Origin of the sequence: Pseudomonas sp. B7 (assembly GCF_016735645.1) — a bacterium.
Taxonomy (GTDB): Bacteria; Pseudomonadota; Gammaproteobacteria; order Pseudomonadales; family Pseudomonadaceae; genus Aquipseudomonas; species Aquipseudomonas glycinae.
This window is the reverse complement of sequence record NZ_JAERRE010000008.1, coordinates 202143-217941: the sequence shown is the minus strand read 5'-3', so window position 1 is coordinate 217941 and position 15799 is coordinate 202143. Positions and strand designations below refer to the sequence as shown.

The following is a 15799-nucleotide window of genomic DNA, read 5'->3' as shown; positions in this document are numbered from 1 at the left end:
CGCCCTGTAGTGGATGGCGCATAGCGCCGGCGAATAAGGTGTTAAGCCCCTGCCATGAAACCATCGCTAGTCTTGAGAATGGGCCAGCAGCTGACGATGACACCGCAGCTGCAACAGGCCATCCGCCTGCTCCAATTGTCGACCCTGGATCTGCAACAGGAAATCCAGGAGGCTCTGGAATCCAATCCGATGCTCGAACGCCAGGAAGACGGCGACGACTTCGACAACTCCGATCCCATGGCCGACAACGCCGAACAGAAGCCCAACACCGAGATCCAGGAACCCTCCTATCAGGAGACCGCGCCGACAGTCGACAACCTCGAAGACGGCGAATGGAACGAGCGCATCCCCAACGAACTGCCCGTCGACACCGCTTGGGAAGACGTCTATCAGACCAGCGCCAGCAGCCTGCCGAGCAGCGATGATGACGAGTGGGACTTCACCACCCGCACCTCCGCCGGCGAGAGCCTGCAAAGTCACCTGCTGTGGCAGTTGAACCTTGCCCCGATGTCCGACACCGATCGCCTGATCGCTGTCACCCTGATCGATTGCATCAACAATCAGGGTTACCTCGACGAAACCCTCGAAGAAATCCTCGACGCCTTCGATCCGGAACTCGACATCGAGCTGGACGAAATCGAAGCCGTCCTGCACCGCATCCAGCAGTTCGAACCGGCCGGCATCGGCGCACGCAACCTGGGCGAATGCCTGTTGCTGCAATTGCGCCAGCTGTCGGCCAAGACCCCTTGGCTGGCAGAGGCCAAGCGTCTGGTCACCGATTACATCGACCTGCTCGGCAGCCGCGACTACAGCCAGCTGATGCGCCGCATGAAGCTCAAGGAAGACGAACTGCGCCAAGTCATCGAACTGGTGCAGAGCCTCAACCCGCGCCCCGGCTCTCAGATCGAATCCACCGAAGCCGAATACGTGGTACCTGACGTCATCGTACGCAAGGACAACGAGCGCTGGCTGGTCGAGCTGAACCAGGAATCGGTGCCGCGCCTGCGGGTCAACGCCCAGTACGCCGGTTTCGTGCGCCGCGCCGACACCAGCGCCGACAACACCTTCATGCGCAATCAGTTGCAGGAAGCCCGCTGGTTCATCAAGAGCCTGCAGAGCCGCAACGAAACCCTGATGAAAGTAGCGACCCAGATCGTCGAGCACCAGCGCGGCTTTCTGGAATACGGCGACGAAGCGATGAAGCCGCTGGTCCTGCATGACATCGCTGAAGCGGTGGGCATGCACGAGTCGACGATTTCCCGCGTGACCACGCAAAAGTTCATGCATACCCCGCGAGGCATATATGAACTGAAATACTTTTTCTCCAGCCATGTGAGCACTTCAGAAGGCGGTGAATGCTCGTCCACGGCGATCCGCGCGATCATCAAGAAACTGGTTGCCGCGGAAAATCAGAAAAAGCCGTTGAGTGACAGCAAGATCGCTGGTTTACTGGAGGCACAAGGCATTCAGGTGGCTCGCCGCACCGTCGCCAAGTACCGCGAATCCCTCGGGATCGCGCCTTCGAGCGAACGCAAGCGGTTGATGTAAGCCACGTTACAGCGTTCCAGTGGCAGGCTTTTCGGCCTGCCGCTTTATGCACTGGCAACGAAGGAGAAGCTGTATGCAAGTCAACATCAGTGGACACCAACTGGAAGTTACCCAGCCTCTGCGCGAGTACATCGAGCTCAAGCTCAAGAAGCTCGAAGGGCATTTCGACAAGATCACCAACGTACAGGTCACGATGTGCGTCGAAAAGCTGAAGCAGAAAATCGAAGCCACGCTGCATATTCCCGGCAATGAGGTCGTCGCAAACGCGGAACATACCGATATGTACGCTGCGATCGACGCGTTGACCGACAAGCTTGATAAACAACTCAAAAAGCATAAGGAAAAGACCCAGAGCCTGCTTCAGGGCGCTACCGGTCGATAACCCCCAACCCCATGATCCGACTTGAAAGTATCCTGACCCCCGGCCGTTCCCTGGTGAACGTGCCGGGCGGCAGTAAAAAGAAAGCCCTCGAACAAATTGCCAACCTGATCGCCCGGGAAGTTCCGGATCTGGAGATGCAAGATGTCTTCGAGGCATTGATTGCCCGTGAAAAACTGGGTTCCACCGGTTTTGGCAACGGCATCGCGATTCCCCACTGCCGCCTCAAGGGCTGCGAAGCGCCGATCAGTGCGCTGATGCACCTTGATGCTCCTATCGATTTCGACGCTATCGACGGCGCGCCTGTGGACCTGCTGTTCGTCCTGCTGGTGCCCGAAGCCGCCACCGATGCGCACCTGGAGCTGTTACGCCAGATCGCCAGCATGCTCGACCGCAAGGACGTGCGCGATCGACTGCGCAGCGCGCCAAGCAACGAAGCCCTGTACCAGGTTGTACTGGAAGAGCAGAACAGGCCGTAATCATGCGCTTGATCATTGTCAGCGGCCGTTCCGGCTCGGGTAAAAGTACCGCCCTGGATGTCCTTGAGGACAACGGTTACTACTGCATTGATAACCTGCCGGCCGGCCTGCTGCCGGAGCTGGCCGAACGTGCCCTGATTCACACCGAACTGGCGCAGCCACTGGTGGCGGTATCGATCGACGCACGCAATCTGCCGAGCCATCTGAGCCGATTTCCGGAATTGCTCGAGGACGTACGCGCCAAGCATATTCAATGCGATGTCCTGTATCTGGATGCCGACGAAGAAACCCTGCTCAAGCGTTTCTCCGAAACTCGCCGCCGCCACCCGCTGAGCAACGCCAATCGTTCACTGGCAGAAGCCATTCAGGATGAAAGCGCCCTGCTCGGCCCGATTGCCGATCTCGCCGATCTGAAGATCAACACCACCCATCTCAACCTGTACCAGCTACGTGACACCATCAAACTGCGCTTGTTGAACCAGCCGGAGCCGGGCACGGCGTTTCTGGTGGAGTCGTTCGGTTTCAAACGCGGCATGCCGGTGGATGCGGATCTGGTGTTCGATGTACGCTGCCTGCCGAACCCGTACTGGAAGCCGGAACTGCGCGCGCAATCCGGTCTCGATCAGCCGGTCGCCGAGTATCTGGCGGCCCAGCCCGAGGTCGAGGAGATGTACCAGGATATTTACACGTACCTGCACAAATGGCTGCCGCGCTTCGCCGCGAGCAACCGCGCTTACGTCACCATTGCCATCGGCTGCACCGGCGGGCATCACCGTTCCGTTTACCTGACCGAACGTCTGGGCCAGGCGCTGCAGAAGACCCTGAAGAACGTCCAGGTCCGCCACCGCGACCTCAGCTAAAGGATTCACACCGCGATGCCTGCTCGTGAAATCGAAATCATCAACAAGCTGGGCCTGCACGCCCGCGCATCGGCAAAATTCGTCGGAGTGGCGGGACAGTTTCCCGATTGCACGATCCGAGTGGGCCGCACCCCGGAAACCACGGTCGACGGTAAAAGCATCATGGCAATGATGATGCTCGCTGCGGGCAAGGGCACCAAAATCCACCTGAGTACCGACGGCCACCAGGAACAGGAAGCCATGGACGCGCTGGTGACCCTGATCAACAACTATTTCGACGAAGGTGGTTGAAACCGTTTCAGGCGAGGGAGCTCACTCCCTCTTCCCGGCTCAGCCCAACGCCGTATCCATCACCATCATCAGACAGAAACCGATCAACAATCCCAGGCTTGCAAGCTTCTCGTGACCATTGCGTCGCGACTCCGGGATGACCTCGTGAGTCACCACCAGCAGCATGGCACCCGCCGCCAACGCCAAGCCCAAGGGCAGCAACAACTCGGCAAGACTGACCAGCCAGGCACAGAGCAGCGCGAACACCGGCTCGACCAGACCTGACGCTGCGCCAATCAAGAATGCCTTGACCCGCGACATCCCGGCACCGGCCAGTACCAGTGCAATCACCAGCCCTTCCGGCACATCCTGCAAGGCAATGCCCATGGCCAGACTGTCTGCGTCCGGCATTCCACCACCCGCCGAGACACCGACCGCCATGCCTTCCGGGATGTTATGGGCAATGATGGCGAACACGAACAACCAGATCCGCGGCGGAATCACCGGATGCTCGACTGTGCCGATGAGCATTTCCGGCGAGGCGCCCGAGACCCGGCGATCAACCAGATAAAGGCCAAACGCCCCGAGCATGATGCCAAAGCAGATCAGGCCGCTGGCGCCCCAAGGGCTCAACCCCAGACCTTCGGCCGCGGCGATTCCCGGCACGATCAGCGAAAACGCGGTCGCTGCCAGCATCACGCCAGCGCCAAAACCCAACAGCGTATCCCCCAATGCCTGAGGCATGTTGCGAATCACCAGCACCGGAACAGCCCCGAGTGCGGTGCCGAGGGCGCAAATCGCCCCGCCCTGTAGAGCCCGCGACAACCTCGGCTCCAGGTTCAGCCATTCCAGTCCGTGGGCGATCAGCAAAGTCATACCCGCCAACAGCAGCAGCGATCCGATTGCGTAACGAAACATGCGCCCACTTCCGATCGCCAGTGTTTCAGTGCCCATAGTCAGCCTTGGATTGTTTTTATAGGAGACTCAAACCAGCGCGGCCTGATAACGCGCAGCGACTTGTGGCCAGTTGATCACGTTGTAGAACGCGCTGATGTATTCCGGCCGACGGTTCTGATAACGGAGGTAGTAAGCGTGTTCCCACACGTCGAGCCCGAGAATCGGCGTGTTGCCGTTCATCAGCGGGCTGTCCTGATTGCCGCTGCTTTCCACTACCAGTTTCTTGTCCGGCGTCACGCTGAGCCACGCCCAGCCACTGCCGAAGCGGGTCAGCGCGGCTTTGGTGAAGGCTTCCTTGAAGCTGTCGAGGCCACCCAGTTGCTCATCGATCGCCTTGGCCAGCGCGCCGTCCGGCTTGCCGCCACCGCCAGGCACCATCACTTCCCAGAACAGCGAATGGTTGGCGTGACCGCCGCCCTGGTTGATCACCGCCGCGCGAAGTTTTTCCGGGAGTTGCTGAACGCTGGCGACCAGTTTTTCCACCGGCCATTCCGCGAATTCGGTGCCCTCGACCGCAGCGTTCAGATTGTTGATGTAGGTCTGGTGATGCTTGGTGTAGTGGATCTCCATGGTTTGCGCATCGATGTGCGGCTCCAGTGCGTCGTAGGCGTAAGGCAAAGCTGGCAGGGTAAAAGCCATTTCAGTGGACTCCATGGTGATGTGGGGCAGGCGCGCGCCGCGCATTGCCGGTATCCGGATGCAGCAAACGCTGGGTGCGCGGGTATTCGCCGTGTTCGCTGATGAAATTGAGCAGCTCGACGTAGGTCTTGCTGCTCTGGCGCAGGGCCGCTTCACGCAGCGCCGGGCGCATGCGCTCGTCCTGCATGGTCTGCAACAGCCGTTGATGGATCGCGCACAGGTACTCGGCGCTCTCCTCCGGCTGATTCAGGCGCAGATGCAGATCCGCCAGGTTGTGATGGGAGATGACACAGGCCGCCACCGCTTCGTCGGCATCGGCCCAGCGCTCGAACAACACCTGCGCCAGGGCCAATGCTTGCAGGTAGGCCTCGCGGGCGTCGATCAGCTCGCCCAGGATGAAGCAGCGATTGGCCCGTTCGATCGTGCGTTTCCAGTGCTCCATGGTGAACCTCCAAAGCGGTTGCGGTGCTTACACGCCGCCGGCGGTGAGCTTCTCGGGATTGAGCAACTCTTCCAGCTGGCTGCGCGACAGGTCGGTGTGCTCCAGCGCAACGTCGATCACCGGGCGACCCTGTTTGTAGGCCTGCTTGGCGATTTCGGCGGCTTTCTGGTAACCGATGATCGGGTTGAGTGCGGTGACCAGAATCGGGTTGCGCGACAGCGCTTCCTTGAGGCGCGACTCGTTGACCCTGAAGCTGGCGATGGCCTTGTCAGCCAGCAGACGGCTGGAGTTGGCCAGCAACTCGATGCTGCTCAACAGGTTCTGGGCGATGATCGGCAGCATCACGTTCAGCTCGAAATTGCCTGACTGCCCGGCGATGGTGATTACAGAGTCGTTGCCTATCACTTGCGCGGCCACCATGGCAGTGGCTTCCGGAATCACCGGATTGACCTTGCCCGGCATGATCGACGAGCCCGGTTGCAGGCCTTCGAGTTCGATCTCACCGAGGCCGGCGAGCGGGCCGGAGTTCATCCAGCGCAGGTCGTTGGCAATTTTCATCAGTGAAACGGCGGTGGCCTTGAGCTGACCCGATACGGCCACAGCGGTGTCTTGCGAGCCGATCAGGGCGAACAGATCCTTGCCTGGCGTGAACTGGACGTTGGTCAACTGGCTCAATTGGCGGCTGAAACGCGCAGCAAATTCCGGATGCGCATTGATCCCGGTACCGACTGCCGTGCCGCCCTGGGCCAGGGATTGCAGGCTTGGGAGCAAGTCCTGCAGGTGACCGATATTGGCTTTGAGCTGCTTCGCCCAACCGTTGAGCACCTGGCTCATGCGCACCGGCATGGCGTCCATCAGGTGGGTGCGGCCAGTCTTGACGTGGTGATGGACTTGCTCGGCCTTGCGTTCGATCACTTGCACCAGGTGCAGCAGCGCCGGCAGCAGTTGTTCGTGCAGGGCCAGCGCGGCGCTGACGTGAATAGTGGTTGGAATAATGTCGTTGCTGCTTTGCCCGCAGTTCACATGATCATTGGCGTTTAATGGCTCCTCGAGCAGACGACTGGCCAGTGTGGCGATCACCTCGTTGGCGTTCATGTTGGAGCTGGTGCCGGAACCGGTCTGGAAAATGTCCACCGGAAAATGCTGCATGAAGTCGCCTTCCAGCAGCCCTTGGGCGGCATCGCTGATGGCTTTGCCTTGCGCGGCGCTGATCTGGTTGAGTTCGACGTTGGCGCGGGCGGCGGCCGCTTTCGCCAGAATCAGGGCGCGGATGAACTGGGTTGGCATCGGCTTGCCGCTGATCGGGAAGTTATCCACTGCACGCTGGGTCTGCGCGCCGTAGAGAGCGTCCACCGGCACCTGCAGTTCGCCCATGCTGTCGCGCTCAATACGTGTCTTGGTCATCTGAAAATCCTTGCACCAGTTCTATGAGAGGAATCGAGGGAAGCAACTCGCAGGTCGCCAATTGCCAGGTGTAGCTTTGCCAGCGTTTGAGCCGGCACTTGCACAGCGAGAGGCGCTCCATTTCACGCAAGGGGCGCCAGGCTTGATCGAGACACAGGCTGCGCCAATGCCACGGCAGCGCGATATCAGTGGCCGTGTCGAGCAGCAGACGGAAAGAGGTTTCAGCGATCATCCAGCGCGAGGTCGCCGTGCAGCAGGCCAGGTATCGACCTTCGGCAAGGTAATGCTCGATCAGGCGCGGTTCGTCGGGATCCATCGCGCAACGGATCTGGCGACTCATCCAGCGCCAGCTTTCGAGGTACGGCTGCTCGTGCAAGGCAGAACTCATGATCCTGGGCTCATCCGATAATGAGATTTATTATTAGATGATAATGAGAACCAAAACAAGAGCAGTTTTTTTGCTGCCCTCATCAGCTCGAAAAATTTACAGACACAAAAAAGGCGCGCCTCCCAATCGGGTGGCGCGCCTTTTTTGTACCTGCCTGCTGCTTAGCTGCCCGCGACAGTCATCCTCTCGATCAACACCGAACCAGTGCGAATGTTGCTGCGCAGTTCCAGATCGTTACCGACTGCGACAATTTGTTTGAACATGTCGCGCATGTTGCCGGCGATGGTCACTTCCTGCACCGCGAACTGGATTTCACCGTTCTCGACCCAGAAACCCGCCGCACCGCGCGAGTAATCACCGGTCACCATGTTCAGACCATGGCCCATCAACTCGGTGACCAACAACCCACGCCCCATGCGTCGCAGCAAGGCCGCCTGATCTTCATCGCCATGGGTGACGAACAGGTTGTGCACGCCGCCCGCGTTGGCGGTACTCGGCATGCCGAGTTTGCGACCGGAATAAGTGCCAAGAATGTACGACACCAACTCGCCCTTCTCGACGAACGGTTTGGCATAGGTCGCCAGACCGTCACCATCGTAGGAAGCACTGCCCATGGCACGCATCAGGTGCGGACGCTCGTCGATGGTCAGCCACTCCGGGAACAGTTTCTGCCCCAGGGTGCCTTCGAGGAACGACGATTTGCGGTACAGGCTTCCGCCGGAAATCGCCGACAGAAAGCTGCCGAACAACCCGCCCGCCAGTTCCGCCGAAAACAAAACCGGCACTTCGCAGGTCGGCACCGGACGCGCGCCCAGGCGACTCGCCGCCCGCTGCGCAGCACGCTGGCCGATGCTCACCGGATCCGCCAGCAAACTGCCCTGGCGGTTCACGTCATACCAGTAGTCGCGCTGCATCTGGCCATCGGCCTCGGCGATCATTACGCAGCTCAGGCTGTGTCGGGTCGAAGCGTAACCGCCGATAAAACCGTGGCTGTTGCCGTACACGCGGCAACCCTGATGGGTACTCAACGTGGTGCCATCGGCATTCTTGATGCGCGCATCAGCGTCGAACGCGGCAGCTTCGCAGAGCAACGCCTTCTCGATGGCCTGCTCCGGAGTGATGTCCCACTGGTGGAACAGGTCGAAATCCTGAATATCCCTGGCCATCAGCGCGGCATCGGCCAGCCCCGAGGCTTCGTCCTCGGAGGTGTGTTTGGCAATGGCCAGCGCCGCAGCGACGGTCTCGCGAATCGCATCCGGCCCGGTGGCAGAGGTGCTGGCCGAGCCCTTGCGCTGGCCGACGTACAGCGTGATGCCAAAACCCTGATCGCGGTTGAACTCGACCGTTTCGACTTCACGTTGACGCACCGACGTCGACAGGCCCTGCTCCAGCGACACCGCTACTTCGCAGGCACTGGCACCCTGACGCCTGGCTTCGGCGATGATCTGCTCGACCTGTTCCTGCAGTGCCGGCAATGCCTGTGGGCCGACGCTTTCAACTGCACTCATGCTCATCTCCACTCAAATTCTGCTTTCGGCTGGGGCCTTCGAGCGACCGGGCCGGACAAGCGGCCCCCGACTGGTTATCATGGCGGCGTTTCTTTGCGGACTGCCACCATGGTTGATTCTTACGACGACTCCCTCGATACGGGAGAAAAAAGCAAATCCCAGGTCAAACGCGAGCTGCATGCTCTGGTTGACCTTGGCGAGCGCCTTACAACGCTCAAGCCCGACTTGCAGGCAAAACTGCCATTGACCGACGCCTTGCGCCGGGCCCTGGCCGATGCGCCCAAGCACACCGCGAACATCGCGCGTAAACGGCATTTGCAGTTCATCGGCAAACTGATGCGCGATCAGGACACTGACGCCATTCTCACCTTGCTCGATCAACTCGATGCCTCTACCCGTCAGTACAACGAGCGTTTCCACAACCTCGAACGCTGGCGTGACCGCCTGATCGCCGGTGACGATGCCGTGCTGGAGAAATTCGTCGTCGATTACCCGGACGCCGACCGCCAGCAACTGCGTTCCCTGATCCGTCAGGCCCAGCACGAGGTTGCGCAAAACAAACCTCCTGCCTCGAGCCGCAAGATCTTCAAGTACATCCGTGAGCTGGACGAGACTCAACGCGGTCTGCGTTGATATTCGTCACCGGGTGGCCGCACCGCGCGCCACCCGAAGCTCCATCCCTTCTTACGCGCCCGTGCCACCCACGGTGATCGCATCGATTTTCAGCGTCGGCTGACCGACACCCACCGGTACCGACTGCCCGTCCTTGCCGCATGTGCCCACACCGCTGTCCAGCGCCAGATCGTTACCGACCATCGACACTCGGCTCATCGCTTCCGGACCGTTGCCGATCAACGTTGCGCCTTTGACTGGCGCGGTGATCTTGCCGTCCTCGATCAGATAAGCCTCACTGGTGGAAAACACGAACTTGCCGCTGGTGATATCGACCTGACCGCCACCGAGGTTGGCGCAGTAGATACCCTTCTTCACCGACGCGATGATTTCCGCCGGATCGCTCTGGCCGCCGAGCATGTAGGTATTGGTCATCCGCGGCATCGGCAGGTGCGCGTAGGATTCGCGACGACCGTTGCCGGTGCGGGCCACGCCCATCAGCCGCGCATTCAGCTTGTCCTGCATGTAGCCCTTGAGCACACCGTTTTCGATCAGCGTGGTGCACTCGGTCGGAGTGCCTTCGTCGTCGACGCTCAGGGAACCGCGACGACCGCTCAGGGTGCCGTCATCGACGATGGTGCAGAGTTTCGAGGCAACCATTTCGCCCATGCGACCGCTGTAGGCCGAACTGCCCTTGCGGTTGAAGTCGCCTTCCAGGCCGTGGCCGACCGCTTCGTGCAGCAGCACGCCGGACCAGCCCGAGCCCAGAACCACCGGCAAGGTGCCGGCCGGTGCCGGAATCGCCTCCAGATTCACCAGCGCCTGACGCAACGCTTCACGGGCATAGCCCATGGCTCGGTCTTCGGCGAGGAAATAACGGTAGTCGGTACGCCCGCCGCCGCCATGACCACCGCGTTCGCGACGGCCGTTCTGTTCGACGATCACACTGACGTTGAAACGCACCAGCGGACGCACATCGGCAGCCAGGCCACCGTCAGTCGAGGCCACCAGAATTCGTTCCCAAACCCCGGCCATGCTTACGCTGACCTGCTGGATACGCGGATCGAGGGCGCGGGTCGCCACGTCGATGCGTTTGAGCAGTTCGACTTTTTCAGCGCGGCTCAGGACTTCCAGCGGGTTGTCCGGCGCATACAACTGGGCGACGTCCTGGCTGCTGAAAGCCTGCACTGTGCCGTTCTGCCCGGCGCGAGAAATCGAACGGGCCGCACGGGCCGCTGCGCCGAGGGCTTCGAGGGTGATCGCGTTGCTGTAGGCGAAACCGGTTTTTTCGCCGGACTGCGCACGCACGCCGACGCCCTGGTCGAGGTTGAAACTGCCTTCCTTGACGATGCCGTCTTCCAGCGACCAGGACTCGGAAATCTGCCCCTGGAAATACAGGTCGGCCGCATCGATGCCTGGACCCGCCAGATCACCGAGCACGCCTTGCAGACTCTCGATCGTCACGCCGCCGGGCGCCAACAGGTGATCACTGACTGAGGACAACAACTCGCTCATAGGTTTTACGCCTTAAATTCGTGTTCTGAAGCAGGTCGCTGTGCGCCCTGCGAAAAAAACCGCCGATGACCCGTCACCGGCATTCGCGCCCGGATGGACGCTTGTTCATTGCTGTCGCGCTCGGCCAGCAGTACGGCTTCGCCCTGCTCCTGCTGTGCCAGCACGCGGCCCCACGGGTCGACAATCGCCCCGTGCCCAAAGGTTTCCCGCGGCCCCGGATGCGTCCCGCCCTGAGCGGCCGCCAGCACGTAGCACTGGGTTTCAATGGCCCGCGCGCGGATCAGTACATCCCAGTGCGCCGCACCGGTCACCGCGGTGAAGGCCGACGGTGCGGTAATCAGTTCAGCCCCGGCTGCGCGCAATTCGCTGTACAGCTCCGGGAAACGCAGGTCGTAGCACACCGTCAGGCCCAGTCGCCCGACCGGGGTGTCCGCGACCACCACGCCACTGCCATAAGCATAGTCATCGGATTCGCGGTAACGGCCGCGATTGTCCGCCACGTCGACATCGAACAGGTGCAACTTGTCATAGCGCGCAACGATTTCGCCCTGATCATTCACCAGCAGCGAGCAGGCATGGGACTTGGCCTCAGGCTGCCCCACCGGCGGCAACGGCAAGGTGCCGGCCACAATCCATAACTTGAGGTCGCGGGCGATCTGTTTCAACCACGGCAGGATCGGGCCTTCGCCAAGCGCTTCGGCGCGGCCGATATCGGCGATGTCGCGACGGCCCATGGCCGCGAAATTTTCCGGCAGCACCGCCAGCTTCGCACCGGCGTTTGATGCGTGTTCGAGCAAACGTCGGGCATCGCGCAGATTGGCCAGCACATCGCTCTGGCTGACCATTTGAATCACCGCTAAAGACATGGCGCACTCCGCAAGAGGTATGCGGCCATGCTACTCCATCGGTTCAGGGGCTGGCTGTTCAAAAAGGCTTGTCGAAGGTGATTTTCGGCTCTTTCCACGGGCCTTTGACGGTGTATTTGACGCTGGCGAACCGGGCCACGCGATCGCCGATCAGCTTGTCGATCAGAAACAAGGCACCGCCGACCGCCGGTGCGCCGACAATCAGCGCGGCAATCGGCAGATTATTGGTCACCGGCAAGGTCACCAGCAATTTGGCATCAACCTGATCGCCCACCAGATCCAGCGTGCCGTCCAGTTCCAGGTTGCTCGAAGGCCCGGTCAACTTGATCGGCTCTTTCGTCACATACACGCCATTGGTCGCCACCAGCAATCCCTTGACCCGGTCATAGCTCAAGCCTTTGCCGAACAGGTCGGAGAAGTCGAGGCGCAAACGCCGGCCAATCGAGTTGAAGTTGAGCAGACCAAATACCCGCAATGCCTGAGCGCCGCCCTCCACTTCAACAAACTGGCCTTTGTTGAGGGACGCATCGAGGGTGCCGGAGAAGCGCTTGGTCGCCAGCCACGCCGGCGAGCCCGGCCAGCGGCCGTCGACATCCATGTGGAATTCTTCGCTGGTCACGCTCGGTGCAAAGCCCCAGCCCTTGAGCACATCGGCGAGATTCTTGCCGCCGATCCGGCCCTTGTACCAACTGCTCGTAGCACCGGGCGCGCCTTCCCAGCCGCCGCTGCCCTGCAAAAGAATGCCCTTGAGGCCCAGATCGAGATTGTTCAGGGCGATGCCTTTGGCGGTCGGGCGAACCTTGAGCGACCAGCCGCCGACCAGATCCTGGCCCTGGAACAATTGATTGATGGTGATATCCAGCGCCGGAATCTTGCTCGGATCGACCGAAGCCAGTGGGTCCGGCGCGTTCTCGTCGGCCTGCACCGTCGGGTCCGCTGCCGGCAACCGCACATATTGCAGGTTCACCGCAATCGGCGCGCCCTTGGCGTCGGGAATGCCGGCCGTGCCTTTGGCCTGCTGACTGTCGAGGGCCAGAGCCCAGGCACCGGGCTTGCGATTCACCTGCACGGCTGCCTGATCCAGTGTGGTGCCGAAGGCGGTGAGTTTGCCAATCTTGAAGTCCGCACTGCTGAGCAACTGCTTGGCGCTGCCACCCGGATCCTGACCAGCGTACTTGTCCAGCAGATCCTGCCAGGGTTTGACGTCCAGCTCGGACAACACGCCGCGCACCCGCAGGCCTTTGTTGCCCGGCAACACCGCTTCGCCGGTGCCGAGGAACAACTCGCCCCGACCATCGACAAAATTGCCCGGTGGCGCGGCGAAGGTAAAGTTGGCCAGTTGATCGTAATTGACCCAGTAACGCCGCTCTTGCCCCTGCAACGTCATGCGGAACACCGTGTCACGCCCGACATCGGCCGCCATGCCGAACGGCGCCGGCAGATCCACCGCCACACCTTTCAGACTGGAACTGACCATCAATTGACTGTCGGCGCCGTCCAGATTCACCTGCAGCTGGTAAGGGATGGTTCCGGATACCGGCAACGGTTGAGTCACGCCTAGCCAGTCGGTGAGTTTCTTGACTTCGACCTGCCCCGACGCCGCCACCCGGGTCTTGAGTCTGCCGGGGCCGCCGTCGGCGAAGATCTGCGCCGAGACCGGTTTATCGAAGGCCCTGGCGCTGATGTTCTGACCGCTCAGCCCCTTGTCGCTGTCGAAGCGGAAATCACCCTTGAGCTGGCTCAGTTCCAGCTTCGGCTCGGCAAGCTTCAATCGCGCATTGGCGGTTTTGAAGTCGACGAGGATTTTCGGCTGATCGCCCTTGGCCAACGGCACATCGAGCTTGAGCTTGCCCTGCAAATCACCCTCGCCTTCCCAACCGGCAAAGGTGTCGGCAGTGCCGATCGGCGCCTCCTGAAGAATCTTCAGGCCATCGCCCAACCCACCCGCGAACGCGCCGTCGAGGAACATATGGCTGTGCTCGCCGCTCGGCACATGGGGAATATTGACGAAGACATCACTGACCTGGGTGTCGAGCAATTGGCCCTTGCTCGCGAGAATACGCACGCCGCTGTCTTCGATGAACACGTCACCGCTGACCTTGCTCACGTGCGGCCAGCCCGGCTGGAACGCCAGCTCGGCGTCGTGCACCTTGAAGAACAGACTGATGCTGCGATCCGCTTCCCCGGCGTTCTTGTTCAGCGAACCCTGGTACTGGAAGAAGCCCTGATCCACCGCGCCTTTGAGAATTGCCGTGCGCAGCCATTCATCGAGGGCCGGGCTCAGGACTTGCGGCAGGTACTTGGCGGTGTAGCGTCCATCGCCATCCACCAGACCGACCCGCAGGTCCATGTAGTCTTCCTGGCTGTGATCGAAGTGCAGGCGGATCAGGAAGTCGCCGGCAATCTTGCCTTCCTCGCCGAGCACCTTCAGGTACGGCGCGATCAGGGTGAAACCTTCTTTGTCGAGCTTCCAGGTCAACCGGGCGTTGGCCTGAATGTACTGCCATGGCTTGGCGAAAATCGGATCGAGGTGCAGGACGAAGTCCTTGCTGTCCATGCGCAGCTCGCCGCCGCCGAGATTGCCAGTAAGGCTGCCGCTGACATTCCGTGCCGCCGGCGCGCCGTGGTAGGCGTCGAAGCCGACTTGATCGAGGTTGGCGGCGAAGCTGAATTTGCTGTCGTCGGTGGCGTTCGGCCGGAAATCCAGCAGTACGTTACGCAGGCCGCCGGTCACTTTCAGGCGCTCGACCACGGTGGCGAAACCTTGGGGCAAAGGTCCGAGGGCATTGAGCAAAGGTGTGATCGGCGTCAGGTCGAGCCGGTCGGCCTGCAGATGCCAGAGTTCTTGCGCTTTGTCGGTGGCGGCCGTCTGTTTGATCTGGACATGGGATTCCCAACGGGTTTCGCCGACATTCATCGCCAGCGAATCAAGCGTGACAATGGCTCCCTCGGAACCGCGCTGGAAATAGCCATTGAGCGCCAGATTGTTGATCTGGATCGGCTTGCGCTCGGCGTAGGCACCGGTCAGTTGCGGCGCGTTGAGACGGATCGCAGCACTCTGCAACGCCCCCTCGCGCCAGTTGACCCACAGCTCGCCACCGGCCTTGATTTCGGAGAAATTCCATTGCTGGGTGACGCGCTCGGGCAGCCATTTCGACCAATCGCTCTGCGGCAGGCTGACATAACCTTCCACTTCGCTGCTCTGCCACTGACTCGGACGAATCCGCGTGCGCAGACTCAGCGCCACGGGCTGGCCGTCAGGCAGGGTCAATCGGGCATCGAGGCGCTGACGGCTGGTGCCGGTCTTGAGATTGAGGCCGACATACGTGAGGGTCAGCGGCGCCTGCTCCCGCGGTTGCAAGGTCACCTGACTGTCGAGCACCGACAGTTGTTGAATCATTTGCATGCGGTTGAACAGTTGCTCGGGATCCATGGGCTGGTCCTGCTGCACCGGCAAGCCTTCCAGCGCCCACTTGCCGTCTTCGCCTTCCTTGAGGCTGATCTTCAGACCGTTGAGTTCCAGATGGGCGATGCGCACTTCCCGGGCCAGCAAACTGGCCCAAAGATCCGGCACCGCGCGCACCCGATCCAGGCGCAAGGCGTTGGCGCCGCTGCCGACCATCACGTCGTGAGCCAGCAGGATCGGGGCAAATCCGCTCCAGTTGCCTTCCAGCTCGCCGATCTGCAGCGGCATGCCCAGGGCGTCACTGGCCTTGTCTTCGATATCGGTGCGGTATTCGGCCACCAGTGGCGTGAGTTCCCGGCCGAGGCTGACGTACAACGCCATCAATACCAGAACCAACGCGCACAGGCCCAGACCCCAGCGGGTCAGCGCAGCCAAAATGCGTGTCAGACGTTCCATGTCAGTTGGCTCCCATGGCAAAAATACTGCAAAAAGCTGAGGCCAGCCGTTTCAGGAAAAGGGTGATGCA

Annotated in this window: 15 protein-coding genes; 6 read left to right on the top strand and 9 right to left on the bottom strand. The window is 61.0% G+C overall.

Features of this window, described 5'->3' with window-relative positions:
• Positions 1-54: 54 nt before the first annotated feature.
• From JKA62_RS19080 to JKA62_RS19060, 5 genes are all read left to right on the top strand, one after another.
• Positions 55-1548: an RNA polymerase factor sigma-54 gene (locus JKA62_RS19080; protein WP_011332472.1), complete on the top strand. Its 1494-nt coding sequence runs from the start codon at positions 55-57 to the stop codon at positions 1546-1548.
• 73 nt (positions 1549-1621) lie between these two features.
• Positions 1622-1930 carry a ribosome hibernation-promoting factor, HPF/YfiA family gene (hpf, locus tag JKA62_RS19075; RefSeq protein WP_011332471.1) on the top strand — a complete coding sequence of 103 codons (309 nt, stop codon included), beginning with the start codon at positions 1622-1624 and terminating at the stop codon, positions 1928-1930.
• Positions 1931-1941: 11 nt separating this feature from the next.
• On the top strand, positions 1942-2406 hold the full coding sequence (gene ptsN / locus JKA62_RS19070; RefSeq protein WP_007953580.1) for a PTS IIA-like nitrogen regulatory protein PtsN: 465 nt from the start codon (positions 1942-1944) through the stop codon (positions 2404-2406).
• Positions 2407-2408: 2 nt separating this feature from the next.
• Entirely contained in the window at positions 2409-3266 is an 858-nt protein-coding gene (gene rapZ, locus JKA62_RS19065) for an RNase adapter RapZ (RefSeq protein ID WP_064382531.1), read from the top strand.
• Between the two features lie 15 nt (positions 3267-3281).
• A complete protein-coding gene (locus JKA62_RS19060) occupies positions 3282-3557 on the top strand; it encodes an HPr family phosphocarrier protein (protein ID WP_007953585.1) in 276 nt (91 codons plus the stop codon).
• A 39-nt stretch (positions 3558-3596) separates the two neighbouring features.
• Here the strand turns inward: JKA62_RS19060 and JKA62_RS19055 are convergent, their stop codons facing one another.
• The 6 genes from JKA62_RS19055 to pmbA all read right to left on the bottom strand — a co-directional run bounded on the left by JKA62_RS19055 (position 3597) and on the right by pmbA (position 8874).
• The gene (locus tag JKA62_RS19055) at positions 3597-4490 is read right to left on the bottom strand and encodes a ZIP family metal transporter (RefSeq protein WP_201819039.1); all 894 of its coding nucleotides are present in this window, start codon (positions 4488-4490) and stop codon (positions 3597-3599) included.
• A gap of 30 nt (positions 4491-4520) precedes the next feature.
• A complete protein-coding gene (locus JKA62_RS19050; protein ID WP_011332468.1) occupies positions 4521-5132 on the bottom strand; it encodes a superoxide dismutase in 612 nt (203 codons plus the stop codon).
• A 1-nt stretch (position 5133) separates the two neighbouring features.
• The gene (locus tag JKA62_RS19045; protein WP_201819037.1) at positions 5134-5574 is read right to left on the bottom strand and encodes a hypothetical protein; all 441 of its coding nucleotides are present in this window, start codon (positions 5572-5574) and stop codon (positions 5134-5136) included.
• Positions 5575-5601: 27 nt separating this feature from the next.
• The gene (locus tag JKA62_RS19040) at positions 5602-6978 is read right to left on the bottom strand and encodes a class II fumarate hydratase (protein ID WP_201819035.1); all 1377 of its coding nucleotides are present in this window, start codon (positions 6976-6978) and stop codon (positions 5602-5604) included.
• Positions 6959-7366, bottom strand: coding sequence for a hypothetical protein (locus JKA62_RS19035; RefSeq protein WP_011332465.1), 408 nt, complete (start codon positions 7364-7366; stop codon positions 6959-6961). Before JKA62_RS19035 ends, JKA62_RS19040 begins: the two co-directional genes overlap by 20 nt.
• A gap of 161 nt (positions 7367-7527) precedes the next feature.
• The gene (gene pmbA / locus JKA62_RS19030; RefSeq protein ID WP_011332464.1) at positions 7528-8874 is read right to left on the bottom strand and encodes a metalloprotease PmbA; all 1347 of its coding nucleotides are present in this window, start codon (positions 8872-8874) and stop codon (positions 7528-7530) included.
• A 108-nt stretch (positions 8875-8982) separates the two neighbouring features.
• On the opposite strand from pmbA, the gene yjgA reads away from it, so the two are divergent.
• Positions 8983-9507 (top strand): ribosome biogenesis factor YjgA, encoded by a 525-nt coding sequence (gene yjgA / locus JKA62_RS19025; RefSeq protein WP_007953598.1) that lies wholly within the window; start codon positions 8983-8985, stop codon positions 9505-9507.
• Between the two features lie 51 nt (positions 9508-9558).
• Here the strand turns inward: yjgA and tldD are convergent, their stop codons facing one another.
• The 3 genes from tldD to JKA62_RS19010 are packed head-to-tail and all read right to left on the bottom strand — an operon-like array spanning position 9559 to position 15729.
• Entirely contained in the window at positions 9559-11001 is a 1443-nt protein-coding gene (gene tldD, locus JKA62_RS19020) for a metalloprotease TldD (RefSeq protein ID WP_011332462.1), read from the bottom strand.
• A 5-nt stretch (positions 11002-11006) separates the two neighbouring features.
• Positions 11007-11867 (bottom strand): carbon-nitrogen hydrolase family protein, encoded by an 861-nt coding sequence (locus JKA62_RS19015; RefSeq protein WP_201819033.1) that lies wholly within the window; start codon positions 11865-11867, stop codon positions 11007-11009.
• Between the two features lie 58 nt (positions 11868-11925).
• On the bottom strand, positions 11926-15729 hold the full coding sequence (locus JKA62_RS19010) for a YhdP family protein (RefSeq protein WP_201819030.1): 3804 nt from the start codon (positions 15727-15729) through the stop codon (positions 11926-11928).
• Positions 15730-15799: the final 70 nt, after the last annotated feature.